At 37.2% G+C, this 25,575-nt stretch carries 24 protein-coding genes; 4 read left to right on the forward strand and 20 right to left on the reverse strand.

Annotation, left to right across the window (positions count from 1 at the left end; genetic code table 11):
• Positions 1 to 120 precede the first annotated feature (120 nt).
• Positions 121 to 1,281 (forward strand): class I SAM-dependent methyltransferase, encoded by a 1,161-nt coding sequence (locus AC3CH7_RS19640; protein ID WP_012295849.1) that lies wholly within the window; start codon positions 121 to 123, stop codon positions 1,279 to 1,281.
• Between the two features lie 119 nt (positions 1,282 to 1,400).
• Here AC3CH7_RS19640 and AC3CH7_RS19645 read toward each other — a convergent pair whose 3' ends face one another.
• Entirely contained in the window at positions 1,401 to 2,720 is a 1,320-nt protein-coding gene (locus tag AC3CH7_RS19645; protein ID WP_012295850.1) for an ABC transporter permease, read from the reverse strand.
• Position 2,721: 1 nt separating this feature from the next.
• Positions 2,722 to 3,408 carry an ABC transporter ATP-binding protein gene (locus tag AC3CH7_RS19650; RefSeq protein WP_012295851.1) on the reverse strand — a complete coding sequence of 229 codons (687 nt, stop codon included), beginning with the start codon at positions 3,406 to 3,408 and terminating at the stop codon, positions 2,722 to 2,724.
• Between the two features lie 423 nt (positions 3,409 to 3,831).
• On the opposite strand from AC3CH7_RS19650, the gene AC3CH7_RS19655 reads away from it, so the two are divergent.
• From AC3CH7_RS19655 to AC3CH7_RS19665, 3 genes are all read left to right on the forward strand, one after another.
• Positions 3,832 to 4,452 (forward strand): DUF47 domain-containing protein, encoded by a 621-nt coding sequence (locus AC3CH7_RS19655; protein WP_012295852.1) that lies wholly within the window; start codon positions 3,832 to 3,834, stop codon positions 4,450 to 4,452.
• Positions 4,453 to 4,473: 21 nt separating this feature from the next.
• Positions 4,474 to 5,490: an inorganic phosphate transporter gene (locus AC3CH7_RS19660; RefSeq protein WP_012295853.1), complete on the forward strand. Its 1,017-nt coding sequence runs from the start codon at positions 4,474 to 4,476 to the stop codon at positions 5,488 to 5,490.
• A gap of 107 nt (positions 5,491 to 5,597) precedes the next feature.
• The gene (locus AC3CH7_RS19665) at positions 5,598 to 7,709 is read left to right on the forward strand and encodes an MMPL family transporter (protein ID WP_036164811.1); all 2,112 of its coding nucleotides are present in this window, start codon (positions 5,598 to 5,600) and stop codon (positions 7,707 to 7,709) included.
• 47 nt (positions 7,710 to 7,756) lie between these two features.
• Here the strand turns inward: AC3CH7_RS19665 and AC3CH7_RS19670 are convergent, their stop codons facing one another.
• From AC3CH7_RS19670 to AC3CH7_RS19755, 18 genes are all read right to left on the reverse strand, one after another.
• On the reverse strand, positions 7,757 to 8,365 hold the full coding sequence (locus AC3CH7_RS19670; RefSeq protein ID WP_036217643.1) for an alpha/beta hydrolase: 609 nt from the start codon (positions 8,363 to 8,365) through the stop codon (positions 7,757 to 7,759).
• Between the two features lie 18 nt (positions 8,366 to 8,383).
• On the reverse strand, positions 8,384 to 8,575 hold the full coding sequence (locus AC3CH7_RS19675; RefSeq protein ID WP_012295856.1) for a hypothetical protein: 192 nt from the start codon (positions 8,573 to 8,575) through the stop codon (positions 8,384 to 8,386).
• A 23-nt stretch (positions 8,576 to 8,598) separates the two neighbouring features.
• Positions 8,599 to 9,060, reverse strand: coding sequence for a hypothetical protein (locus AC3CH7_RS19680; protein WP_012295857.1), 462 nt, complete (start codon positions 9,058 to 9,060; stop codon positions 8,599 to 8,601).
• A gap of 130 nt (positions 9,061 to 9,190) precedes the next feature.
• Positions 9,191 to 9,814, reverse strand: a complete 624-nt coding sequence (locus AC3CH7_RS19685; protein ID WP_012295858.1) for an NUDIX hydrolase — start codon at positions 9,812 to 9,814, stop codon at positions 9,191 to 9,193.
• Between the two features lie 11 nt (positions 9,815 to 9,825).
• Positions 9,826 to 10,923, reverse strand: coding sequence for an AI-2E family transporter (locus AC3CH7_RS19690; protein WP_012295859.1), 1,098 nt, complete (start codon positions 10,921 to 10,923; stop codon positions 9,826 to 9,828).
• Between the two features lie 210 nt (positions 10,924 to 11,133).
• Positions 11,134 to 12,831 (reverse strand): M3 family oligoendopeptidase, encoded by a 1,698-nt coding sequence (locus AC3CH7_RS19695; protein WP_036162372.1) that lies wholly within the window; start codon positions 12,829 to 12,831, stop codon positions 11,134 to 11,136.
• Positions 12,832 to 12,908: 77 nt separating this feature from the next.
• On the reverse strand, positions 12,909 to 13,484 hold the full coding sequence (locus AC3CH7_RS19700) for a YdcF family protein (RefSeq protein ID WP_036162374.1): 576 nt from the start codon (positions 13,482 to 13,484) through the stop codon (positions 12,909 to 12,911).
• A 77-nt stretch (positions 13,485 to 13,561) separates the two neighbouring features.
• Entirely contained in the window at positions 13,562 to 15,304 is a 1,743-nt protein-coding gene (locus AC3CH7_RS19705) for a methyl-accepting chemotaxis protein (RefSeq protein WP_332291026.1), read from the reverse strand.
• A gap of 207 nt (positions 15,305 to 15,511) precedes the next feature.
• Positions 15,512 to 17,260 carry a methyl-accepting chemotaxis protein gene (locus tag AC3CH7_RS19710; protein WP_099805363.1) on the reverse strand — a complete coding sequence of 583 codons (1,749 nt, stop codon included), beginning with the start codon at positions 17,258 to 17,260 and terminating at the stop codon, positions 15,512 to 15,514.
• A 76-nt stretch (positions 17,261 to 17,336) separates the two neighbouring features.
• The gene (locus AC3CH7_RS19715; RefSeq protein ID WP_036162377.1) at positions 17,337 to 18,632 is read right to left on the reverse strand and encodes an arsenic transporter; all 1,296 of its coding nucleotides are present in this window, start codon (positions 18,630 to 18,632) and stop codon (positions 17,337 to 17,339) included.
• Positions 18,633 to 18,703: 71 nt separating this feature from the next.
• Positions 18,704 to 19,423: a YebC/PmpR family DNA-binding transcriptional regulator gene (locus AC3CH7_RS19720; RefSeq protein WP_031416559.1), complete on the reverse strand. Its 720-nt coding sequence runs from the start codon at positions 19,421 to 19,423 to the stop codon at positions 18,704 to 18,706.
• A gap of 201 nt (positions 19,424 to 19,624) precedes the next feature.
• Positions 19,625 to 20,086, reverse strand: coding sequence for a low molecular weight protein-tyrosine-phosphatase (locus tag AC3CH7_RS19725; RefSeq protein ID WP_332291030.1), 462 nt, complete (start codon positions 20,084 to 20,086; stop codon positions 19,625 to 19,627).
• A gap of 61 nt (positions 20,087 to 20,147) precedes the next feature.
• Positions 20,148 to 20,750 (reverse strand): lysophospholipid acyltransferase family protein, encoded by a 603-nt coding sequence (locus AC3CH7_RS19730; RefSeq protein ID WP_031416562.1) that lies wholly within the window; start codon positions 20,748 to 20,750, stop codon positions 20,148 to 20,150.
• 79 nt (positions 20,751 to 20,829) lie between these two features.
• Positions 20,830 to 21,663, reverse strand: a complete 834-nt coding sequence (locus AC3CH7_RS19735; RefSeq protein ID WP_036164822.1) for a putative RNA methyltransferase — start codon at positions 21,661 to 21,663, stop codon at positions 20,830 to 20,832.
• Positions 21,664 to 21,665: 2 nt separating this feature from the next.
• Positions 21,666 to 23,021 (reverse strand): MATE family efflux transporter, encoded by a 1,356-nt coding sequence (locus tag AC3CH7_RS19740; RefSeq protein WP_488381858.1) that lies wholly within the window; start codon positions 23,019 to 23,021, stop codon positions 21,666 to 21,668.
• 149 nt (positions 23,022 to 23,170) lie between these two features.
• A complete protein-coding gene (locus AC3CH7_RS19745; protein WP_031416567.1) occupies positions 23,171 to 23,935 on the reverse strand; it encodes a tyrosine-protein phosphatase in 765 nt (254 codons plus the stop codon).
• Between the two features lie 135 nt (positions 23,936 to 24,070).
• On the reverse strand, positions 24,071 to 25,021 hold the full coding sequence (locus tag AC3CH7_RS19750; RefSeq protein WP_036217649.1) for an ABC transporter substrate-binding protein: 951 nt from the start codon (positions 25,019 to 25,021) through the stop codon (positions 24,071 to 24,073).
• The gene (locus AC3CH7_RS19755; protein ID WP_031416569.1) at positions 25,005 to 25,562 is read right to left on the reverse strand and encodes a hypothetical protein; all 558 of its coding nucleotides are present in this window, start codon (positions 25,560 to 25,562) and stop codon (positions 25,005 to 25,007) included. Before AC3CH7_RS19755 ends, AC3CH7_RS19750 begins: the two co-directional genes overlap by 17 nt.
• Between the last annotated feature and the right edge of the window lie 13 nt (positions 25,563 to 25,575).

Consider the following 25,575-nt stretch of genomic DNA (forward strand, 5'->3'; position numbering starts at 1 on the left):
AATATACAACTCCACCTATAATTACTCAGAATTTTTGTGAAAATTTTTTCAAAAACATTGTTCGTTATAAAATGTGTTAAACTAGTGCCATCTATTACACAACAAAGTAGGCGAAAATGTATGATATTTGAAGAAATGAAAGCTCATCTCATTGAAAGAATTTTACAGCAACAGCTAGTTACTGCTACAATCAGTCAACCCCGCATGAAATCTAATGAAGTTAAACGCATTAAGTTAAAGCCATTAATGTTAAAGAATAGTTATCATATACAAATTGAATACCAATATGAGCGAATTTTAAAACATGAAAATATTCAATTGACCGAATTTCCCGCTAAGCTGGAGGATATTTTCGAAGATTATCGTCAAGCCCATGTTGATTTTATTGATGAAAAAGTACAAGTGCAATTATCAAAAAAGAATAAAGTACTTTGGAAATCCGATCAATCGTCTACACCAAAGCAGGTAAATCTAGCACATAATCGTAAAAAAAATTATTTACTCTCGGACGATCAACCTTACCCATTTTTAATCCGACTTGGGGTGCAAACAGAGGATGGAAAAGTTAAAAAACAAAAATACGATAAATTTAAGCAAATTAACCGCTTTATTGAATTTATTGATGATGCTTTATCCTACTTACCTAAAAACCGGCAAGTTCGTATATTAGATTTTGGATCAGGCAAATCCTATTTAACTTTTGCTTTATACCACTATTTAAAAATTGAAAAAGGTTTAGATATACGTGTAACAGGCTTAGATTTGAAAAAGGAGATTATTGAAGAGTGTTCAAGAATAGCACAAGATTTAGGCTATGACCAGCTTGAATTTCTTGTAGGAGATATTAATGATTATAATGAGGAAACCTCTGTAGATATGGTCGTAACACTGCATGCTTGCGATGTTGCCACAGATATGGCTTTAGCGCGTGCCGTGAAATGGGGCGCAAGCGTCATATTAAGTGTTCCTTGTTGTCAACATGAATTAAATCGTCAACTAAATACGCCATCATTGGATATAATGTTACAACACGGTCTTGTACGAGAGCGTTTCGCCGCCCTTGCTACAGATTCCATTCGGGCTGAAATCTTGTCCCTTGTTGGCTATGAGGCACAGCTTCTTGAATTTATTGATATGGAAAATACGCCCAAAAATATTTTAATTCGAGCATACCGAACAGGCAAAAAAGCAAGTACAGAGCAACGTGCCAACTATGATGCTTTCTTAAATTTATTACATGCAACACCATTTTTACAAACAGAGTTAAACGAGTATTTATAACAGACTAAAAAGGCAATCCGAACCATCTCTTTACAATACAATAAACCATCGAGCGCGAAAACGTCTCGATGGTTTTGTCTACAGTCAAAGACGATTCAATCCTTATTGAATCTCTTTCATTATAGCTCTTGTCGTAAAGCATGGATGACATCAATTTTCGTCGCCTTACGAGCAGGACGATAACCGGAGATCATCGCTACTCCAATACTAATAGCTGCTGCAATAACGACTAACTGCCATGGAATAAGAGAAAATGTAATATCATTTGTTGCAAATGCATCTTCTCCCGTGGCTGCTTTTAGAATCAGAGGCAGCACTGCATTGGCAGCAAAACTAATGGCGTATGAAATGATTACCGCAATGAAGGTACCTAAAAGCCCAATAAACGTACTTTCCATTAAAAATAAGCGTTGGATTAATTTTGGACTTGCACCAATCGCTTTTAAGACACCTATTTCACGAGTTCGTTCTGTCACAGCCATTGTCATCGTATTGAAAATACCGATGGAAGCAATGAGCACAGCAATTGTACCAACAAAAATCAAGCCAATCTTTAAGACTAAGAAAAATACATTCATTTGATCTAATTGCTCCGTCACCGAATAGACACTGTAGCCACTATCTTTTAGTTTCTCTAAAATGGGCTTTACGTTTTCCAATGTATCAGCAAAAATATTAAATTCTGAGTAAAACATTTCCTCTGCGGTTGTATCTTCGAGAGCGGACAGATTCTCAACTAATGCTGGTTTTTGTGCTGTATCCATATGAATCGTATTATCAATCATCCAATCATACGATGGTTTCTCCATTACGCCAACAATTGTATAGGTCATTTTTGCCGATTCTTCATTGTTACCAGTGTTAGGCAATAGTGACATGTCAATGGTTTGTCCTATTAATGATTTTTTATAGCCTTCATCGCTTCCATTATAATAGGTGCCTTCTGCCTCAGCCTTTTTACTTTTTTCTTTAATTACATTGCGGTCGGCCTCATTCAATAGTGTTTGTGCAAAATGATAGCCTACCACTATTTCATTTGGCTTTGCTGGATAAGCACCTTCTGCAAGCTTGCCATTCACCTGTTCAAAATCCTTCATATCATTTAAAACTAAACTAGAAGTTGTATCTCGATCACCTAAAAAAGAATGTGCAGAGGCATTCACGCTTACCGTTTCAAGTACTGTTTCCACATGATCTATCTTTTTAATTTCTTGAATCTGATCCTCTGTAAATTGTTTATCCCCATATACTTGAATTTTCGTAACTGTTTCATTGGAAAGGATTTCATTACGTAATGATTCCTGTAATCCAAAACCTACGGATGCTAGTACGATGAGGAAAGCACAACCCATTGTAGCAGCTAGAACCGTCATAAAAACACGCAATTTATTTTTCTTTATGTGCTGTGTGACAAAGTCTAATTGATCCTTAAATAACATATTAAGCTTCCTCCTTTACCAGTTCGCCATCATACATACGGAAGCGCCTATGTGCGATTGTCGCCACTTCTTCATCATGAGTAATAATGACAAAGGTTAACCCAAACTCACGGTTTAAACTTTGAATAAGCATCAAAATATCTTGCTCTGTTTCTGAATCCAAACTTCCTGTAGGCTCATCTGCCAGCAAAATAGGAGGATTCGTGATGAGCGCTCGTGCAATACTGACACGCTGTTGCTGCCCACCTGATAATTCATTTGGATAGTGATCGGCCACTTCTGTTAGACCAACCTTGTCCATTATTTTTTTTACTTTTTCTTTTCTCATTGCTTTGCGCAACCCCTGTAGCTTTAAAGGTAATTCAATATTTTCGAATGCTGTCAAGCCAGGCATTAGTTGAAAGTTTTGAAAGATAAAACCGAATTGTCTCAAACGAAATGCTGCACTTTCTGTTTCATTTAGTTGTGCCGTTTCTTTACCATTCACCCTAATAGATCCATGCTCAACCTTCATAAATCCAGCTAAAACTTGTAATAAAGTTGACTTTCCAGAGCCACTTTTTCCGACAATGGCAACGATTTCTCCTTTATTAACCTCAAAGTTCACACCTTTTAAAACAGGAACCTTCTTTTCCTTCCCTTTTTTTCCGATTAAAAATGTATGTTGTAAGTTTTCAACTTGAATCATTTGATAATAAACACTCCTTTCTCACTCATTGCCCATTATAGAAAACAATTCTTAATAAAGAGGAAGGATAAAAATGAAGATATTCTTAAGAATAAGGAGAGACTCCTGCTCAAACAATTTGAATTTACATTCCCTTTACAATTCAAGTAGCTTTATTACTCATTTTCATTGTAAATCACACGTATATCTGTGCTAAACACTGTTAACGATATGACATAAATTGAGGAATAAAGGAATTTATCTGTACTATTAAAAACAAATACAGTTTGTTCTCCCTTTATTTTGTGAACGAATTGTATATTACAGCAATGTAAATTTTTATGTCGAATATAAAATTTTTATGTAGATAAATTAAAGATTTTGTTATGATAGTAAAGTTTAGAGGTCGATTAATTTATTTATATCCAGGAGGATTCGATTTACATGCTTAACTCAAAAAAACAAGACCCTTTCTTTATTGCATTGCATAAAATTGCTGAAAATATGAGAGAGGCTGTGCATTACGCAAATGATTTTCGTATTAACAGTGTAGCTGACCTGAAAGAGATTAGCATTACAATGAAAAATTACGAAACTGCTGGCGATAAGCTCATTCACGAACTGATCGTAATGCTAAACAAATCATTTATGACACCTATAGAGCGTGAAGATATTTTAGAGTTTGCCATTCGTATGGATGATATTTTAGATGGTACTGAACATTGTATTGCCCATTTTGAAATGTTTTCACTCACAGAGATTGATGAATCCATGCGCACTTTTCTAGGCTATATTTCTAAAAGTGCTGATGAAATTGTTAAAGCAACCGAAGAGTTAAAGAAAAAGAATCTAATTGGTATGCGTCCACATGCCATTCTAATTAAAGACTATGAACGTGAATGTGATGAAGTACAACGTTCTTCCATTAAACAACTGTTTTTAAACGAAAAAGATCCGATTCGCCTCATTAAATTTAAAGATATATATGAACAACTTGAAGATATCGCTGATCATTGTCAAAACGTAGCTAATACTATGGAAACAATCATCATGCGTAACGCATAATTAGGAGATGGGCACTTTACAATGAATACAATCATTATACTAACCGTACTGGTCGTCATCTTTGCCCTAACATTTGACTTTATCAATGGCTTTCATGATACAGCAAATGCTATTGCAACTTCGGTTTCCACTCGAGCATTGCCACCTCGTGTAGCGATCATCATGGCCGCAACCATGAATTTTATCGGTGCTATCACTTTTGTAGGGGTTGCTAAAGCTTTAACAAAAGACATTGTAGATCCGTTTTCTTTAAATGCTTTTGAAGGAGACACAACTGGCTCAGTCGTTATTTTGGCCGCACTTATTTCAGCTATCATTTGGAATTTACTTACATGGTATTTCGGTATTCCATCAAGTTCTTCCCACACGTTGATTGGCTCTATCGCAGGTGCTGCTGTCGCATCTGCTGGCTTTAATGTGTTAAATTATGGTGGCTTTACTAAAATCATTATGGCGTTAGTGTTTTCACCAATATTGGCTATTTGTGCTGGTTTTATTATGATGACACTTTTTAAATTATGGTTTAAAAATCTTAATTTATATCGTACCAATAAAGGGTTCCGTACGATGCAAATTTTCACCGCAGCCATTCAATCGTTCACGCATGGTACAAACGATGCGCAAAAAGCAATGGGGATTATGACAATGGCATTAATTGCTGGAGGGTTGCATAGCGGTGATGACATACCTTTCTGGGTACGTGCTGCAGCAGCCGCAGCTATGGGTCTAGGTACATCTATTGGTGGTTATAAAATTATTAAAACCGTCGGCGGTAAGATCATGAAAATCCGTCCTGTTAATGGTGTAGCGGCGGATTTAGCGTCAGCAACAGTTATTTTTGGTGCAACGCTAATCCACCTGCCGGTATCTACCACACATGTTATTTCTTCATCTATTATGGGTGTTGGTTCTGCACAGCGTGTACGTGGCGTTAACTGGGGAATGGCCCGTAAGATTGTTACTACTTGGGTTATTACAATGCCTATTTCAGCTGTAATGGCTTCCGTTATTTATTTTGTCCTATCATTATTCTTCTAATAACAAAGGCTCCTGTCTAATAAATGGACAGGAGTCTTTACTTTGTCACACGACAAAATGTGACGCATCCTTTAAACTAATTGAAAAAGGGGGATACATAAATAACTATGAAAACTTTTTCAACTTTTATTACCACACATGCAAAAGCAATCGTAGCCCTGTGGATTATTATTTTTCTAGCAATGGCTTATTTTGCTTTACAACTTCCTGATAAACTTCAGGGAGATGGATTTTTTGTTGAAGCTGATCATAATTATGTCACAAAAGAGCTAGCAAAAACATTCGATATTCCAACCAATACAATCTTGGTTGTTTTCGATCCTGCTCAGGATAAGAAAATTGAAGAAACTTTAAATAAGCTGAATGACATCAAAGACATACATTCTATCCAGTCACCATTAGATGACTCTTCTTTGCGTAAAGACGGGATTGCCTATGCGATGGTCCATCTAAGAAATGATGCTGATAACCTATCAGAAATCGTTGAGGATGTCCGTTTATTAATTGAAGAAGACGGCGTTCATATTACAGGTGGCCCAGTTATTTCTGCTGACATTAATACAGCCAGTCAAAAGGATTTGGCATCTGCTGAGGCCATTGGATTACCTATCGCCATTATCGTCCTATTATTGGCTTTTGGTACAGTCATTGCTTCTATTTTGCCAATTATCATCGGGGTTGTTACAGTCGTAACTGCCTTCGGTATTATGACATTACTCAGCGGTAGTGTAAATTTATCCATTTTCGTTTTAAATATTGTTCCAATGCTTGGTCTTGCTTTAAGTATTGATTTTGCACTATTGTTTATTAATCGTTACCGTGAAGAGCGTGCTCAAACATCTATTGCAGAAGCTATTCAGATTGCTATCCAGACAGCAGGACGTTCCATCGTTTTTTCTGCCGTATGTGTCATGATTGGTTTAGGTGCAATGATCGTTATTAATGTTGAAATATTCCATAATATCGCCCTAGGAGGCACAATAGTAGTCCTGTTGGCTGTTCTTTCCGGCTTAACCTTACTCCCTGCTACCATGATGCTTTTAGGCGATCGACTCAATAAATGGCGTCTACTACGCGTTAAACCAGGTGGAGCAAATCGCTGGCGCAGCTTTGCAGGTTTTGTCATGAAACATCCTGTAGCTATCGTCATTGCTGCATTATTATTACTTGGTATTGGCATGCTCCCATTAAAGGATATCCAATTAAAAATTCCTCAGGTAGATTCCCTACCAGCAAAATATGATGCACGTGTAGCGTACGATAAATTAGATGACACCTTTGGACTCGGTGAAACATCTACTTTATATTTATTGGCTGAGCGGAAAGAAGGCTGGGAGGATGCTGAGGCTAGAGAACTGATTTACACTATGCAAGAAAAACTATTAAAGGATCCACTCGTTACGAATGTTTCAACTATATACACAGCCGCAAACATTCCAACACCTAAGGAACTCTCTGCTTCTTTAGCAATCCCACAGGTGGCAGAACAATTAAAACCGGTTATTCAAACTTTTTCAAAAGATACAAAGCTATTCATCCCCATAACCATTGATGCAGCAGGCTCTTCCACTATTGCTCAAAAATTTGCAAGAACTTGGATGGATAAAGATTTAGGTGTTAACTTTGCACTCGGAGGACCAGCAAAATTTAACCAAGAGATATTTGATGAAATCGCTAATAAAATTGTTTTAGCGATAGCCATTATCATCGTGTCTACATTCTTTATTTTAATGCTGGCATTCCGTTCAGTTTTAATTCCGTTAAAAGCCATTATTATGAACATTATTGGACTTTCCTCTGCCTTCGGAATACTCGTCTATATTTTCCAATATGGACATTTTGGAATTGAAGCAGGATCCATTGTCTTGATTATCCCAGTTATTGTTTTCTGTCTTGTTTTTGGTTTGAGTATGGATTACGAAGTATTTTTAATTTCTCGTATCCAAGAGGAATATTTAAAAGGTGCCAACAATACTCACGCTACAATAGAAGGACTGACATCCACAAGTAGGATTATTACATCAGCAGCGCTCATTATGATTGTTATTACAGGAGCTTTTGCCTTCACAGATGTTATGCCTGTAAAACAAATTGGTGTAGGTATAGCCATTGCTGTTGCTATTGATGCCACTATCATTCGTCTTATGCTTGTACCAAGTCTCATGAAACTATTTGGTGATTGGAATTGGTGGCTTCCTTTCTCAAAGAAAGAAAAATAAATAATAAAAAAAATCCGCCTCCTTGTTTAAGGAAGCGGATTTTTCCACTATGCATAAATACTGTTATACCACTCTTTCGCTGCGTGTACTTCAGGAATCGTTAGCTGATGTCCAAAATCAAACCACTTCGTCGTCACCATCGCACCGGCCGAACTTAAAAGGACCTCTAACTCCTCTGATTCTTGTGCTGTACACATCGGATCATTCGTACCTGCCCCTATAAAAACAGGGGTTGCAGAAAGCTTCGGTAGCTCAATCCCACGTCTTGGCACCATTGGATGGTGTAATATTGCCCCTGCTAAAACATCCTCGTAGTGGAATAATAGGCTAGCCGCAATATTAGCACCATTTGAATAACCGATAGCTACAATTCGTTGACGATCAAAGCCATATTGCTGTGATGCCTCGTGCAAAAAATCGTTCAGTTCCTTTGTACGAATGATTAAATCCTCTATATCAAAGACACCTTCCGCTAATCGGCGGAAAAACCTTGGCATTCCATGCTCTAGTACATTGCCTCGTACACTTAATATATTGGCTGTATCATCAATTTCCTTGGCAAGTCCAATTAAGCTTTCTTCATTACCGCCCGTGCCGTGTAACAACAATAGAGTGGGTTTAGTTTCATCTGTACCTTTATAAAAAATATGCTTCATTAACAGTCCACCTCTCAATTATCTTGAATTCGAGATAATTGTAGCCTGTGGCAAAATTAAATTCAAGCTCTTCGACTTATTAATTTCGCGATTTTCACGATTTGGTTGTTCCTCATGGTTTTTATAAAAATTAGTTATAGTAAAAACTGATAGTAAACACGCCACAATCACAACAACAATAACAATTCCCACTAGTTTTTTCCCGTTCATTTTATGATAATCCCCCGTATTTATTATTTCTTTTTACGAAAGCCTTCTTCTAGCAAATATTCTTTTGCTGTATCATACGTACCAAACGCCTCTTCAAGATTTTCCCCATGGTAGACATTCCAAGAACGTTGTTCAAATACTAGCTGTAATTGATCACCCTCTCGACTATGCCAAATCTCGATAATCGGTTCTTCCGTCTCTATCTCTTCAGATAGATATTGAATAGCATCCGCAATAATCTCACGAAGTTGTTGCTCATCATAATCACGGATATTTACTAATCCTTTGTTAGCCTCTTGCTCATAGCGCAATAAATCTCCAACAAAGATAAAGCCATTGCCATTCGGATGGAGCTTTTCAACTACAATTGTCTTTTCATAAAGACTGTCCATAAAGTGATAATTTAAGCGTTTTAATGATATTTCCTTTTTCGTTAGTTCAGAAAATGATTCAATAATTGCTTGTTTTTGTTCAAATGTTAGCATATAAAAAATGCTCCTTTTCTTTACAATCTATCTAACAGTATAACTTATTTTTTCCTGTTATATTGTGTACATTCTCATCATTTTTACAAAGAAAATAGGATAAGCTATGTTCTAGCTTATCCTACCCAAATTAGGATGTTTGATTAAATATTTTTTCACGTGCAAATTTGATAACATGTGCGACATATAGTTCTCGATAAGGAACAAATTGTGCCGTTCCAACTGGTCTGACGATTTTGACACGTTGACCATCAGGGAAATATTCGTATCCTTCAATATTAAGTGTCGTCGTTTTACCCAAGAAGAAAGCTTCGGCCTCATTTAGTCTTGCTCTCACTACACCTGATACTTCCTCATATTGTAAAGTAAAGGAATTCCAATCGTGCTCGAAAGGATATATGTAGACATGGCAAAATTCATTATCAATCATATTTTCAGAAACAATACTGCAAGAGGTCATGCCCATTTTGACAACATCTTCAACATCTATTTGGAGCCCTAATTCTTCTTTTACTTCCCGTATACCTGACTCCACTGTTTCAACAGCTAAAAGATGGCCTGCTGCTGTAATATCGAGTAAACCTGGATAATCCTTTTTCTGAGAGCTTCGTACTTGAAAATAAATATAGTCCTCGTTAACTAGCCAGCAATGAAATGTCTCATGCCAAAGACCTTTTTCATGCACCTCCGACCTTGTAGCTGTCCCAATTTCCTCATGCCGTTCATTAAATACCTTTACAATTTCTTGTTCCATTGTTTCGACTCCTATACTGATTTCGTTGCTTTTTTCTTAATCGCATTACGTTGATCATAAATATTGGATACGATAACTTTCAATACTGCATAAAATGGTACAGCAATAATAATTCCTATAAAGCCTGCTATATTACCTGCTGCTAGAATAATTGTAATAACAGTTAGTGGATGGATATCGAGCGATTTCCCCATAACATTAGGTGTAATAAAATTACTATCAATTTGCTGCGCAACAAGCGTCACGACGGATACCCAAACAACTAAAATAGGATCCTGAATAACCGCTACGATTAGGGCTGGCGTAAATGCAATCCAAGGCCCAATAAATGGAATCATATTCATAAAGAACGCAAAGATTACTAATAGTAATGAATACTCTAATCCAATAATTAAATAACCAACATACATAATAAGTGCTAATAAAAAGCTAATTTGCAGTTGACCCTGAATATAACTACGTAATACATCATCAATTTCACTTAATGTTTTCTTTACCCATTGCTGACGTTCGCCACTGAAATATTTATAAATAGATGGTGCAAATTTCTCATGGTCCTTCAACATAAAAATAAAGAAGAATGGTATTAAAACAGCTAATAATGATACTGATACAATGGATTGTAAAAAGGATATAAACCCTTTACTCGCCACCATCGCAACATCTTGCACTGAATTCGCCATTTTTTCGATTACATCATTTACCTGCTGTGGGAAGTTATCTTTATTGAGCAGTACATAGTCGGTTAATTGCTGAATACTCGTACTAATACTAGAACTAATCATCGGGGCATTCTTCACTAATTTATTGACCTGTTCAGCAATCGGGTTGCCAATAATCCAGCCAAAAATCCCTGCAATTCCTATTAGGCCAAACACAATTGTCAATATACTTGCCCATCTAGGAAATTTACGTTTTTCTAAAAATCTCTGAATCGGTTCAGTCACATAATAAAAGACCCCTCCCAGTAATAAAGGGATAAAAATGGCTTTTAATATGATGACTAGTGGTGAAAAAATCCAATGAATCTCTATAAAATATTTAATGATTAATAGTGTAAGCAGTATCCCTACACCTACCTGAAACCAAACCTTTCTCGTCACTTTCATTCACTTCCTTTTATCGCCGTTACTCAAGATACTACTGATATATTAACCATTTCGCAAGTATCCTAGTATGTTTTGACTCAATCAATTTTCTCTGAGCGAATTTATCATCAGATTTTTTGCGTTTATTTAAAAAGCCGCCTTCAGACAAACTAAAAAATTCGCTCACTTCCACTATACTAATCGTGGAAGTGTAGCGAATTTCAGTATCTGTTATAACGACGAATCATCTACAGAATTGAGGTATGCCTCAATCTCCCCAATAACTGATTCAACACAGCCATCTTCAAATGGTGAAATTAAGCCTGCCTCTTTCACAAGCTTTGTAAATGACATGGAGCCACCTAAACCACATAGATGAATATAGTCTTTCCAAGCCGCTTCAAACTCTTCACGTGAACGCTTCCAGAACTGGAAGGCACAAATTTGTGCTAGCGTGTAATCAATATAGTAGAACGGACTAGCATAAATATGACCCTGACGTTGCCAAATGCCCCCTGCTTCGAGGTAGCTATTGTGATCATAGTCACGATGTGGCAGATATGTTTCCTCAATTTTCTTCCATGCTGCCTTACGCTCTGCTGGTGTCATTGTAGGATTTTCATAAATAACATGTTGGAATTCATCAACTGCAACACCATATGGTAAGAATAAAAGACCACTACTTAAATGTGTAAATTTATATTTTTCTGTATCTTCTTTAAAGAATAGCTCCATCCATGGCCATGTGAAAAATTCCATACTCATCGAGTGGATTTCACAAGATTCGTAAGTTGGCCATAAGTATTCAGGAATGCCGATGTTACGGCTTGAATACACTTGGAAGGCATGTCCAGCCTCATGTGTTAACACATCGATATCTCCTGAAGTACCGTTAAAGTTCGAGAAAATGTACGGTGAATGATAGTTTTCGATAAATGTACAATACCCGCCACTTTCTTTCCCTTTCTTCGCCACTAGGTCCATAAGGTCATGATCGATCATGAAATTGAAAAACTCTCCCGTTTCAGGCGATAGCTCCTCATACATCTTTTTACCATTCGCCACAATCCATTCTGGATCACCCTTTGGCGTTGCATTACCTGATAAAAAGTTCAGCGCTTCATCATAGAATTTTAAATCGTCAATCCCAATACGCTTCGCCTGACGCTCATAAAGCTTTGTCGCAACAGGAACAATTAAATCGCGAACTTGATCACGGAATTTCTTTACCATTTCTGCGTTGTAATCAATACGATTCATTCGAATATAACCAAGCTCAACATAGTTTTTATAGCCAAGTTTTACAGCAATTTCATGACGTACTTTTACAAGTTCATCATATAAGCGATCAAATTCACCTTCATGCTCGGCAAAGAAACCAAATCGTGCATTTGTTGCTTCTTTACGCGTAGCTCTATCAGTAGATTCCGCAAATGGTCCAAGCTGAGCAAGTGTTAAAGTCTCACCATTAAATTCAATTTGTGCAGATGCTACAAGCTTATTATACTCAGAAGCTAGCTTATTTTCCTTTTGCATCAAATCAATGACTTCTGGTGAGAACCCTTTAATTTGATAGTTAGCTAGATCGAATAATTGTTGACCCCATTTGTCTTCTAGTTGCTCACGGAAAGGTGAGGCAATCAATGCTTTATAATATTCTGTTGTTACTTCTTCTAGCTCAGGACTAACTTCATCAAAATAGTCGCGCTCTGCTTGATAAAATTCATCGTTTGTATCGATAGATGCCCTAATATACACTAGGTTAGCCATTGTAGCAAAGTCATTACTGATACCATTTAATTTTTCAATGATGCTACTTTGTTCGTCCATCGATTGCGCCTTCTGAAATTGGTCGACGAGTGCTAATTGTTGCTCTTTCATCCCTGCAACATTTGGACGGTTGTACTCATAGTCTTTAAATGTTTTCATTGAAGTCCCCTCTTTCTGTCATATACCCCGTGATATTTCTATTATATGTCAAATCTTAGCTATTAAGAAACAATTTTTTAATAACCTATAATATATGTTTTTAGCAATGCCGCTCGCTCTCTTATTTTTAGTTTAGCTTCTACTGACTTTGGTGTCTTAGCTGACACTACATCTACCTCAAAATCTAAAGATTCAGCTAGATATTTCGCACGTTTTAAATGGAAGTCATTAGAAACAATCGTAATCTTCTTTGTTTCCTTTGGTAAAAGTTCTTTAGAGAATACTAAATTTTCATAAGTGGAAGTAGATTGATCCTCCATGATGATTCTCGAAGCATCAATGCCATTTTGCTCGAGATAATCCCTCATAACAGATGCCTCCGTTCGATCTTCATCTGGTCCTTGTCCCCCTGACACAACGACCTTCACTTGCGGATACTTTGTTAAATATTGAACAGCTACCTCTAGTCTACTTTTTAATGAAAGTGATGGTATACCTCCTGGTTTTACTTTTGCTCCCAGTATAATCATATAATTCGCAGAGCCATCTGCATTTGCTTCCACTCCACGTTCGATTTCTTTCCCCAACCAAATATAGAGGACAATGGCTATCACGATTAGAACAACACTCACTCTAATTATCCATTTCTTCACAAATAAACCCTCCCTTACCTTTTATTAACGTGAATACAGAAAAAAGGATGCTCGCATATCAAGCACCCTCCATAATTTTATCTTAAAATAAAGCGTTTAATAGATTCCTGCAGCGCAGTAATCTCATCTGTTAAATCATTGGAAGATTCACTAACAAGCTGAATCGCGCGTTGCTGCTCATCTACCGACGCTGTCACCTCTTCAGAAGCAGCCGCATTTTTTTCACTGATCATAGCAATACTCTCAATGGATTTCATCATATCATTCTTAGCGCTGTTTACATATTCTACGCCATCAGTCATGTCTCCAATAATTGAAATGATTTTTTCGACAGCCAATTTGATTTCTTTGAAGGATGATTCTGTTACCATGACAGAATCATTTTGTTGACCTACAATGACGTGAGTTTTTTGCATTTCATCATTGACTAAGTTTGTTTCACTTTCAATCCCCTTCAGGGTAGTACGAACTAGCTCTGTTGCTACGGATGTTTGATCAGCTAGCTTTCGTACTTCCTCGGCAACCACAGCAAATCCTTTGCCATGTTCACCTGCTCGAGCGGCCTCAATAGATGCATTTAAAGCCAGTAGATTGGTTTGTTCAGAAATCTCCGTAATGGTCCCTACAATCCCTTCAATTTCTCGTACCTTCACTATTAAACTCGCAAAAACAGATCGAATATTCTGAATAAGCATTGAAGATTCCTGTGATTTATCTTTTAAGCTAGCAATATTAACGATACCCTCTTCATTTGACTTTTGCATATGTTGTGATGCATCTAATATTAATTCATTTTTATCATGTAATCCTTCAATTTGCTGAGCAAACTCAGTAGCTGTTCGATTTGTATCTTCCGCCTCTGATGCTTGTTTTACGGCGCCAATCGAAACTTCATTAATAGCTTTAACGATTTCATCGCCATAAGCATTTGTTTCTTCAGCAACTGCTGTTAAATTCGCAGATGTCGATTGAATTTCTACTATTGCTTCTTCTACATCTGAAATTAGTGTTTTTAGTTGATCAACCATTTCATTGAAGCCCTCATTTAACTGACCAATTTCATCCGAACGCTGTAAATGTTCAATATCTACAGTTAAATTCCCTTTGGCTACTTCGCGAACGCGCTGCGATAATTTTTTGACTGGTAATGCCAAATGCCTAGATACTAAGATGACAACAATGACACCTATGATAACGGCACCCGCTAACGTCAATCCAATGACTAATAGTAACGAGTTTGCCTCGGCATTAAAATCCTGCATATATGTACCTGATGCAATAATCCATCCCCAATGTGGATCTTTTGCTGAATAAATTATTTTATCCGCCAATACATTCTGACCTGGTAGCTCAAATTCGTATTCCGTAAAACCACCACCATCCAATGCTCTATCAGTTACTTCTCGAATAAAGTAATTTCCACTACTATCTTGATCGTTCCACAGATTATCACCTTCCCGAGTAGGGTGTGTTGTTAGTGTTCCCTTATTATCTAATACATAGATATAACCATATTCCCCCAAGTCACCTGGATAATTGATGGGCCGCTTCCCTTCACTATCCTTCGGGCCCAAGAAAGCCTCGCGTACCCGTTCCTGTGCTACATCTAAAGGTATATCTCCCTTTTCAACACTTTCATTGGCGAGTTCGATTATTTGCAAAGCAGATTGAACACTATTATAAATGACCTGCTCCCCAATATCCTCCATACCATTCTTCGCCTTACTATAACTAACAACGCCAATTATTAAACTTGGAATAATTAGTAGTGCCAATGAAATAGCGACTAGTTTCCCCTGTATTGAACGTAAAAACTTCATACTTTAGACCCCCAAATTCTTCTCCTCCAAAGAGTATATTAACTTATATTATGTTATGATTTGGAAGTTTCCGCAATGGATAAAACGCAAATTAGTTCTTGTTATTTGGTTTATTTCGTCTTTATATTTTTTTATTCTTCTATTAAATACCATAAAAAAACTATTTATCTACAAGACTTTTCCTCATAGAAAAATAGTTTATAATAATCATAATTTGAACGTATTAATTGTTTTAGTAACCTCTTTAAATGTTTGATCTAACATTGCTACAACCTCATTTAGTTCGGAAACCATTGTTACTTGTAAGTCGGAAGCCATTGCTACTTCTTTTGTTCCTTGCACACTATGCTGAGCGATATCATTCATCTGCTCTGTAGTAGCTAATATTTCTTCAGAGCCTGCCGACATTTCTTCAATAACAGCAGAATCATCTTGAATTTTATTGTTTACCTCAACAACTGATTTTAATATTTTTTCTAGGCTTTCACCGATACGTTGTACAGCCCTATTACCTGCTTGTACATCTATGGAACTTCCAGACATTTCATGTAATGCTCGTTCTGTAATGGTCTTAAAGCTGTTCAAATGTGTATGTATTTCATCCGCAGATGCTTTAGACAGTTCAGCTAGCTTACGCACTTCATCTGCAACAACTGCAAACCCCTTACCCGCTTCTCCAGCTCTTGCCGCTTCTATCGCCGCATTTAATGCCAATAAGTTGGTTTGGTCTGCAATGCTTGTAATAATCGTTACCATCTCTTCAATTGAACCGAATCTATCCCCCATTTCCTCAACATGTTTAGCCGTTCGTAAAACAGAGGATTCCACATTTTGAATTTGAGATACGACCTCTTGAGAATGATTCACGCTTGTTTCCACTAGACCTGTCATTGTTGAAGATGACTCAGCAATCTCAGAAGTTGTATCGGCCAGTCGTTGTATACCAATCGACATTTCATTCATCGTTAATACAACTTCTTGATTATTTTGCTGTTGTTGCTCACTGCCAGCAGCGATTTCAACAATACGATCAGCAATTTGAGCATTTGATGTTTCAACATGTTGTGTAGTTTCATCAATCTTTTTCACCACATTTTGTAAGGTGAATGTTTGTTGCTGAATGGTTTGGAATGTTTCTTTTAATTTTTGCAAGGCCTCCTGAAAGGCTTGGGCAAAAATAGAGATTTCATTTTTCCCTTTGAGTTGGATTTTTTCAACCTCCATTGTTGCCTTCGCTATATCTCCTTGTGCAAAACTTGTCACTGCGTCTCCTAATTTCGCTAATGGCTTAAGCGCTCGATTTATGTAACGGTACATTATAAGCATGACAATTCCGGTTAAAATTAAAATTACTATAATTAATGCTGGCAAAATGGCTGTCAGTACAGCATTTGCTACACCACTTACCTCGTTAGCCTCTATATCTACCCCTATAAACGCCACAATGTTTCCTGATGCATCCTTTAATGGTACTGTACCAGACAAATAATCCCCAAAACCGCTATGTAAAATATCAGAATAATAACTCCCTGCATCCATTACTTTTTCAATATCTTTATATAATGTAGAAGCAGACTCCTCTCCTATAACCCCCGCATTTTCTTCGTCGTCCGCTGGCATACCATCGACTAAAAATCGAACTTTTTTATCTTCCTGTGGAACAGCGAAAGTATAGGCATACAGGACCCCATTTACTTCACGTAATTCATTTAGTTCTTCTCTTAGCTGCCAATATAATTTGGATTCCCTTGGGTCCTTAGATAATTGTTCGTACTCCTCTGGGTTTAAATGTTTCGCAATGTTTTCTGCTACTGCGACAGCCTGTGCCCCCATTGTTTTATTGACAGATGATTTCGCTGTATAGATTGTTGTGACAATAAAAAATGCTAACAAAGCTACTAACATCACAAATGACATTAACACAATTCTATTACTTAATTTACCTGTTGCTCGCATAGTTACCTCCTTTAACATACTACTAAGTTAATCTATTTACTATTGTACTATTATTTTCACTATTTCGACAATAAAACTATGCTAATAACGATAACCAAATGACTAAAGCAATTAAAGCAGCGAATAATGTTGGAATGGTAAGAATCATGCCGAATTTAAAATACTGCCCCCAGCTAATTTTAATCCCTTTTTGAGCTAAAATATGAAGCCATATTAATGTCGCAAGTGAGCCGATTGGCGTCATCTTTGGGCCTAAATTAGTGCCAATTATATTGGCATAAATGAGTCCCTCCTTCATCATGCCTGTTGCGCTAGTTTCAGAAATCGCTAGTGCATTAATCATGACAGTTGGAAGATTGTTCATGACTGCTGATAAAACGGCTGCTACAAAACCCATAGTAATTGTCGCTAGTACAAATCCTTGCTGTACAGCATGTTCTAGTAAACTAGCTAGCATACCTGTCATCCCCACATTTTTCAGGCCATAGACTACCACATACATGCCAATGGAAAAGAACACTATATTCCACGGCGCCCCTTTGATAACTCTCTTTGTATCTACAAAAGCACTACGGTTTGCCAACCATAAAAAAACAGCTGCTACACTACATAAAATAAATGACACTGGAACGTGGAACATTTCGCCGATTACAAATCCCACTAGTAAAATTACTATTACATACCAAGATATCGAAAATAATTTCGTGTCTCTAATCGCCTGTTTTGGTTGTTCAACTGCCTCAAGAGAATAGAACTGTGGTATAGAACGACGAAAAACTAAATAAAGTACAGCTATACTTGCTATTAAAGAAATGAAATTAGGTACCACCATATGAATTGCATAATCCTTAAAGCCTATCTCAAAAAAATCTGCTGATACAATATTTGTTAAATTACTAATAACAAAAGGTAAGGATGTTGTATCTGCTATAAAGCCACTAGCAATAATAAATGGAAAAATCATTTTTTCAGTCAAATTCAGTTTTCTAACCATCGCTAAAACAATGGGTGTTAATATTAATGCCGCCCCATCGTTCGCGAATAGCGCTGATACTATTGCACCTAAGCAAGCAATATAAACAAATAAACGTAAACCACTCCCTTTAGCAAGTTGTGCCATATGAAGTGCAGCCCATTCAAAAAAGCCAATTTCATCTAAAATAAGTGAAATTAAAATAATACCAATGAATGATAATGTTGCATTCCAAACAATTCCTGTTACTTCTAGAACATCCTGCCATGTAACTACCCCAATTATCAGTGCAATGGCAGCTCCTATACAGGCTGACCAACCAATTGATATTTTACGTGGCTGTACAATAACAAAAAATAAAGTCACTAAAAACAAAATAATCGCTAATGCAGTCTGCATGGTTTTACCCCCTAAATAAAAACCAGTAGCTTTATGTGCTACTGGTTTACTCGATAAATAAATATATTGGATTATTCGCCTAAATCAGCATTATGGAAGACATTTTGTACATCTTCTAAATCTTCTAATGCATCGATTAATTTTTCAAATTTTGCAACATCATCGCCAGTTAATGTTACTTCCGTTTGTGGTAGCATAGAAAGCTCAGCTACAGTGAATTCTTGTATGCCAGCAGCCTTTAATGCTTCTTGTGTGGCAAAAAATTGGTCCGGTTCTGCATAAATAATAACCGCTTCCTCTTCTTCCAGAATATCACGAGCATCTACATCTGCTTCCATTAAAATTTCTAGTACTTCATCAGCTGTTTTACCTTCTATACCGATAACTGCAGTAGAATCAAACATATAAGCGACAGATCCACTAACACCCATATTCCCGTTATTCTTACCAAATGCTGCGCGTACATCAGATGCTGTACGATTTACATTGTTTGTTAAAGCATCTACAATAATCATTGTGCCGGCTGGACCAAAACCTTCATAACGTAATTCATCAAAATTTTCGTCACCGCCACCTTTTGCTTTATCGATGGCTTTTTCTATAATATGTTTAGGAACACTATATGTTTTTGCACGTTCAAGCACCACTTTAAGTGCACGGTTTGACTCTGGATCTGGTTCGCCTGATTTAGCTGCCACATAAATTTCTCGCCCGAATTTAGCATTGATACGGCTAGTGCTTTGATCTTTAGACGCTTTCTTTTCTTTAATGTTATTCCACTTACGACCCATTGTTTCCACTCTCTTTCAAAGGATAGATTTATAAAAATGATAGATATGCAGTTGCACATCTTAAAATGGTAATTAAATACTTATCGTATCTTTACTCTGCAAATAATAACATAATGATGCTTACAAAGCTAGATATACCAATGTTTATGCTTATTTTTTCTGTAGCAATTGCTGTAAAAATTTACGCTATTTAGCATCCTTCTATAACAATTCCTCTTTAATTTTTTCTAGCAATGCCGTACAGCCTTCTAGCACTAAATCATAGGTTTCTTGAAAATCCCCTGTGTAATAAGGATCAGGAACATCTTTTCGGTGTTCTGTTAAATCTAAAAAACGAAAAACCTTTGGTGAAGAAGGATTTCCTAATATCTTCCGGATATTATGAATATTACTTTCATCCATACCAATAATGTATGTGAATTTTTCTAAATCAGACTTTTGTAGCTGTCTACCTAGCATTCCCGTTGTAGAAATACCGTATTCTCTAAGCTTATCCTGTGTGCCTTGGTGAGGAGGTTCATCAATATGCCATGAGCTTGTAGCCGCAGAGTCCACAACGATTATATCGTCTAAACATCCTTTCCTCACTAGCTCTCGCATAACTGCCTCCGCCATTGGCGAACGACAAATATTGCCTAAGCAAACAAAAAGTACTTGTATCATTACGATTATCCTCCTACAACAAAGCACCCAAAATCAATGTGATTCTGAGTGCCATTTCATTTTATTTTACTGCAATACGATTTTGTAATTCTTCTGTTAAAGCAACCAGTTCACGTTCCAGGTGTTGAGTGAATTGCTCGCGCCCTTCTTTTCCTTTACCTGTTACATAAAACGGCTCGCCATAAATTAAATAGCCTTTATTACGCTTCATGACATCTCCTATATTACGTGCACCAACGTAAGCAGCTGGAACAATTTGCGCCTTTGCCAGTTGAGCGATTGTAATGGCTCCTTGCTTTAAGTCCGTTCCCTCCGCATTTCGTGTTCCAGATGGGAATATCCCAACTACTTTTCCCTCCTTCAATAACTGTGAAGGAATTTTAATAACACTTGGACCAGGATTATCACGGTCCACTGGGAAAGCATTTAAATGTTCAATAAGCCAGCCAAGACCCTTCATTTCAAATAATTGCTTCTTTGCCATAAAGTGAATTTCCTGAGGGTACATGGCAACGCCGAGGTTTAAAATATCTACATAGCCTGTATGCGTACAAGCTATAATATATCCACCTTCTTTTGGCAAGTTTTCTTCTCCATATACACGAGCTTTCGAACCCATTAGTTTTAATATTACTTTAACAATATTTGCTACTAATTTATACACTGTTACATTCCTACCTTATTCAATAGTTATTCCCATTGTAATCGAAAAGACCCGTATACTGCAATTGTAGGTGACCATCTTACATCCTTCCGACCAATAGATCTACATCAATCGTAATTTCATTTAAAACAATATCTGTCTCATTTTTTTTATGCCAGCCCATCGGTGTCATCTCCAGTAGTGCAGGTACAAGCTCCTTAGCAAGTGGCAACGTGTAGGTGACACGTTCTACATTCACTTCTCCAAAACTATCTTGGAAACGAGCAACAATTTGTTCATTAGAATATGTTTCCTTGCTCGAATCTGCATATAATTGAGCACGCAGCTCCTGTAAATAGCCGCTTTGTGGCACCACCTTTACAATACAGCCATTAGGCGCAAGAAGCCTTTTAAATTCTTGATAATTTGCTGGCGATAAAATATTTAAAATAGCGTCAAAGCTGCCTTGCGAAAAAGGACTCTTCGCTAAATCGCCAACAGACCAAATTTGCTGTGGATAATGACGTGCCGCAGCCAAAATTCCCTCTTTAGCTATATCAATACCAATGCCTACTCCATTCTTTTTTTCATTCATAATTCGGGCTAAATGCGATCCCTCTCCACAACCTGTATCGAGCACTGTATTCGCAGAATTAATAAGCTCCCCAATCTTTGCTTCTACAATATCATAAACCCCGCTATCAATAACAGCCTTACGAGATTCAAAAAGATCCTTACTATATTTAGAAGTAGAGCCCTGTGTCAGCATGTTGATATAGCCCTGCTTGGCAATATCAAACGAGTGATTGGCAGAACAAACGAGTCTCCCCTGCTCATAGACGTGCATGGATTGCTGACATAAAGGGCATGCAAAAAGTGTGATATATTGATCTATCAATGCTGCTCCTATTGCACGTTTAGATAGTGCTCCCATTGCTACTCCTCCTTCTGTTCATTCGGTGAAATGAGGGCGAAACGCTCCCATTTTCGGCTTTTCCATCTAAAGTATACAATAATTGCCCTTACCCATTCATCTGCAGAGATAGCTAACCAAATACCTACCAAACCCCAATCGAGGACGAATACAAAAAAGTAACCTAATGGGAGGCTCATGCAAACCATCGACAAAAAACCGATTTTAACAGAGAACCTTGCGTCTCCTGAGGCACGTAAGGAGTTAATGACGACTATATTCATCGTTCGACCAGTCTCTAGCACTATACTTAACGCCAAAACAGATGCTCCGATAGCTATGACCTCAGGGTTATCTGTAAAAATATGCATAAGCTGCTTGCGGAAAATGGTCACTACACCAACCATAATAATGGTAAAAATAAATGCTGCTCGGACACTTTTCCATAGTTGATGATAAGCCTCGTCCTTTTCTCCAGCACCTACATGCCTGCCGATAATGATGGCCGTTCCTGTCCCAATGGCAATAGCGAATAAATAGGTGAACATAGATATGTTCATAGCATATTGTCTCGCCGCCAAAGTTTCTGCCCCTAAATATGTGGCATAATATAAAAATATGATCTGGCAAAACTGATAAAGAACCTGCTCAAAGGCAGACGGTAAACCAATGTTTAAAATTTTTCTTACATATTCCTTAGAATATTCGAAGTAGTAATGTAGCTTTACTCGTACTTCCATCACTTGATAAAGCAACCAGAAAAATACGAGCATCGCTAATCCTCTACTAATCACTGAGGATATGGCTGCACCTTTTACACCAAGCTCTGGTAATCCGAAATTTCCAAAGATTAAGCCGTAATTAAGTACAACATGCAGTACATTCATGCCAAGTGATACATACATCGTCTGCTTCGTCCAACCATGAACACGAATAATTGCTGCAAGGGCATTAATGATTGCTTGAAGGAAAATAAAACTCCCAATAATAACTAAATAACTTTGAGCATAATGGAGTACTTCACCTTGCAAGTTCATCATCGACATTAAATGACTAGCAAAGAAGAAAAATAGAACACTCATTATAAGTCCAACTGCCAAATTCATTGTGACTGCTAGAGCGGATATTTTCGCTGCCTCAAAAAAACGTTTTGAACCTAAATATTGTGATACAACGATGGACGCACCATTGCCGACTACCTCAAGAATTAAAATAGCGATATGAATATATTGATTTGCTGCACCAACCCCTGATACAGCATTATCTGATAGAGCACTAAGCATAAAAGTATCGGCTAGTCCCATTAACATAAATAAAAATACTTCTAAAAAGATAGGCCATGTTAAATGGAATAGACTTAACTTATTCGTTCCTTTCATTGTGTCTGCCAATACCTTCACTTCTCCTACACTTTTCTTAAAAATCTATTGTATCTTATCATAAAATTTCAGACTGTAAAGAGATTTATAGGAAGACAGCGCTTCCACATAAAAAATCCCTCTCACTAAATTTGTGAAAGGGTTTTTATTTAAATTAAGCAAAAGGACTGTAATTGCTCACGCTTATCGGCTGTTAGGCCAAACTCCTGCTCCAAAAAGGCTGTCTTTGAGCCATAACGATGATCCATAGCGTCAAGTGCTGCCTGTAAGTAGTCTTCACGAGCAGACATTAAAGCATAAAATTGCTGTAATTCTTGTTCGTTATATTGGTGCTCAATCGTTTGAGCCATTCTTTCTACCATGGGACGCAAATGGATATTCGTATCTAAATAGTCTTCCATAATGGTTTCCTCAGGTACATCTAAAGCCAATAGAATAAGAGCTCCGCCAATTCCTGTTCGGTCTTTTCCAACTGCGCAATGATGGACTAGTCCTAAATTATCAGGGTTTTGTATCGTCAACATTAATTCCTTAAAAGAGGGATTATGGAAAGGCATTTGTGCATAAAAGTCCTTGAACATATCAGCGTTAACTACTTTATAAAACTCTCTACCACCTGTATTTGTTGGCATTTCAAAAGCATGCTTTCCCTTCGCCGGGATTTGAATATATCGAGTTTGTGGAAATACAGGATTAGGGTTATGTTGTACTTCATTCGTGTCACGATAATCAAAAATTGTTTTAATACCTAATGTTTCAAATAATTCTTTATCTGTAGATGTCATTTTACCAAGTGCGGCGGAGCGATAAAATAAGCCCTCCCTTATAACACGCCCATCTCTCGTTTGATACCCCCCCATATCTCGGAAATTATAAACGGCCTCAAACGAAATATTTTTTTGTACTTGCTTCACTGAACTACACCTCCCTATATTAATAAGTGTTCTTATCTTTATTCTATCGAACAAACTACATGAATACCAATTTTCACACTAGGTAATAAAATAAAAAATGCTAGCTGTAATAAACAACTAGCATTTTCTACGATCTTATTTATATAACTCTGGATACACAGCTTTAGCAACTAGCTCAACTGCTTCACCGATACGCGGACCTGGGCGATTTGAGATATCTGTGTCAAGGGGTTGAACTGCCTTATTTTGAATAGCTGATACCGTATTCCACCCATCACGAGCAAGGATTTCTCCAATTGGATTTTCTGTATAGTTGACTGTTGTTAAAATGACGTCTGGATTTCTCGCAATAACATCTTCCTCAGATACTAGCTTCCAGCCATTTAAATCTGCAAACACATTCTTTACATTTGCCGTATTTAATATTTCTTGTTGGAAAGTGCTAGAGCCTGCTGTATATATTTCAGGCTTTGGACTAATCTCTAAATAAACATTTTTGGGTGTTTTTACTTCTTTAACCTTTGTTTTCACATCAGCGATTTTTGCTTTAATTTCTTCGTTTAATGCCTTTCCTTTTTCCTTCACATCCATAACGGCAGCAATTTGTTCGATATCTCCATATACATCATCGAATGTAGCCGCTGATTGAATAACAAACACTTTAATTCCTGCATCTTCGAGTGGCTTAAGTGCATCCTTCTTACCAATCGTATACGCAATCACAACATCTGGCTTTAACGCTATAATTCGCTCACTGTTATAATTCACAGTATCAGAAACACGTTCGATTTTTTGAGCTGCTTCTGGATAAGTATCATATTCAGTGGCACCTACAATTTTATCGCCAACCCCTAGTGCAAATAGAATTTCTGTGTTACTAGGTTGTAAAGACACAACTGTTTTTGGCACTTCCTTAAACTCTATTTCCACACCACGATCATCGGTTACTTTATAACTTGTTTGCTCAATCTTTTGTTCATCTTGAGACACATCCTTATTTTTTGTATCTCCCGCGGTACCACAACCTGCTAAAACGAGCGCTAGCAATAAGACCGATAGCCAGTGTAAATTAAATAGTTTCTTCATTATTATTCACCTTTTTCTTTTTCATTGGATAGGATTTACTCATAAACGGAATTTCAGCTATTCCGGCTTGTTGATTCATATAGACAGCCATTACAAAACATACATTGGCTAATAAGCCTAAATAATCAAAGAGAATAGACGGCACCTCTTGTTCTTCTGAAACCTTGTGTAAAGTTCGATACGATTTTTTCGCCTCACTACGGCAAAGATGTAGAGCAGCCGCTGCCTCTGTTCCTTGAGGTAAAACAAAATTTTGAATCTCATCCTTCACATGACGAACATAAAAATCATAGCGCGCACTTAACCAGGATAGATCTTCATCTGTAACTGCTAGCTTTCCACGAACAGAGCCATTAACATGATAAGCCATAGGTAAAATCTGCATTAAATCATCTGCAACAGCCTGGACATCCTCTTTCTTCACTACAGCTAGTGCAACCCCTATATGCGTTGTTAAACTATCTGTGCGAATCTCAAAATCGACAGTTGAAGCCCTCTCACGCATAAAAGGATAACAAGAATAACGTGCATCTTTTTTCAATCTACTATCCCCC

The organism is Lysinibacillus sp. F12 (genome assembly GCF_057773605.1).

Bases quoted from the DNA above. Each gene is read 5' to 3' on its own strand.
- AC3CH7_RS19740 (WP_488381858.1), bottom strand. From the start codon at position 23,021: ATGAAAGGAACGAATAAGTTAAGTCTATTCCATTTAACATGGCCTATC.
- AC3CH7_RS19640 (WP_012295849.1), top strand. From the start codon at position 121: ATGATATTTGAAGAAATGAAAGCTCATCTCATTGAAAGAATTTTACAG.
- AC3CH7_RS19645 (WP_012295850.1), bottom strand. From the start codon at position 2,720: ATGTTATTTAAGGATCAATTAGACTTTGTCACACAGCACATAAAGAAA.
- AC3CH7_RS19660 (WP_012295853.1), top strand. From the start codon at position 4,474: ATGAATACAATCATTATACTAACCGTACTGGTCGTCATCTTTGCCCTA.
- AC3CH7_RS19720 (WP_031416559.1), bottom strand. From the start codon at position 19,423: ATGGGTCGTAAGTGGAATAACATTAAAGAAAAGAAAGCGTCTAAAGAT.
- AC3CH7_RS19655 (WP_012295852.1), top strand. From the start codon at position 3,832: ATGCTTAACTCAAAAAAACAAGACCCTTTCTTTATTGCATTGCATAAA.
- AC3CH7_RS19685 (WP_012295858.1), bottom strand. From the start codon at position 9,814: ATGGAACAAGAAATTGTAAAGGTATTTAATGAACGGCATGAGGAAATT.
- AC3CH7_RS19710 (WP_099805363.1), bottom strand. From the start codon at position 17,260: ATGCGAGCAACAGGTAAATTAAGTAATAGAATTGTGTTAATGTCATTT.
- AC3CH7_RS19715 (WP_036162377.1), bottom strand. From the start codon at position 18,632: ATGCAGACTGCATTAGCGATTATTTTGTTTTTAGTGACTTTATTTTTT.
- AC3CH7_RS19680 (WP_012295857.1), bottom strand. From the start codon at position 9,060: ATGCTAACATTTGAACAAAAACAAGCAATTATTGAATCATTTTCTGAA.
- AC3CH7_RS19690 (WP_012295859.1), bottom strand. From the start codon at position 10,923: ATGAAAGTGACGAGAAAGGTTTGGTTTCAGGTAGGTGTAGGGATACTG.
- AC3CH7_RS19735 (WP_036164822.1), bottom strand. From the start codon at position 21,663: ATGGGAGCACTATCTAAACGTGCAATAGGAGCAGCATTGATAGATCAA.
- AC3CH7_RS19650 (WP_012295851.1), bottom strand. From the start codon at position 3,408: ATGATTCAAGTTGAAAACTTACAACATACATTTTTAATCGGAAAAAAA.
- AC3CH7_RS19670 (WP_036217643.1), bottom strand. From the start codon at position 8,365: ATGAAGCATATTTTTTATAAAGGTACAGATGAAACTAAACCCACTCTA.
- AC3CH7_RS19750 (WP_036217649.1), bottom strand. From the start codon at position 25,021: ATGAAGAAACTATTTAATTTACACTGGCTATCGGTCTTATTGCTAGCG.
- AC3CH7_RS19665 (WP_036164811.1), top strand. From the start codon at position 5,598: ATGAAAACTTTTTCAACTTTTATTACCACACATGCAAAAGCAATCGTA.
- AC3CH7_RS19705 (WP_332291026.1), bottom strand. From the start codon at position 15,304: ATGAAGTTTTTACGTTCAATACAGGGGAAACTAGTCGCTATTTCATTG.
- AC3CH7_RS19725 (WP_332291030.1), bottom strand. From the start codon at position 20,086: ATGATACAAGTACTTTTTGTTTGCTTAGGCAATATTTGTCGTTCGCCA.
- AC3CH7_RS19695 (WP_036162372.1), bottom strand. From the start codon at position 12,831: ATGAAAACATTTAAAGACTATGAGTACAACCGTCCAAATGTTGCAGGG.
- AC3CH7_RS19675 (WP_012295856.1), bottom strand. From the start codon at position 8,575: ATGAACGGGAAAAAACTAGTGGGAATTGTTATTGTTGTTGTGATTGTG.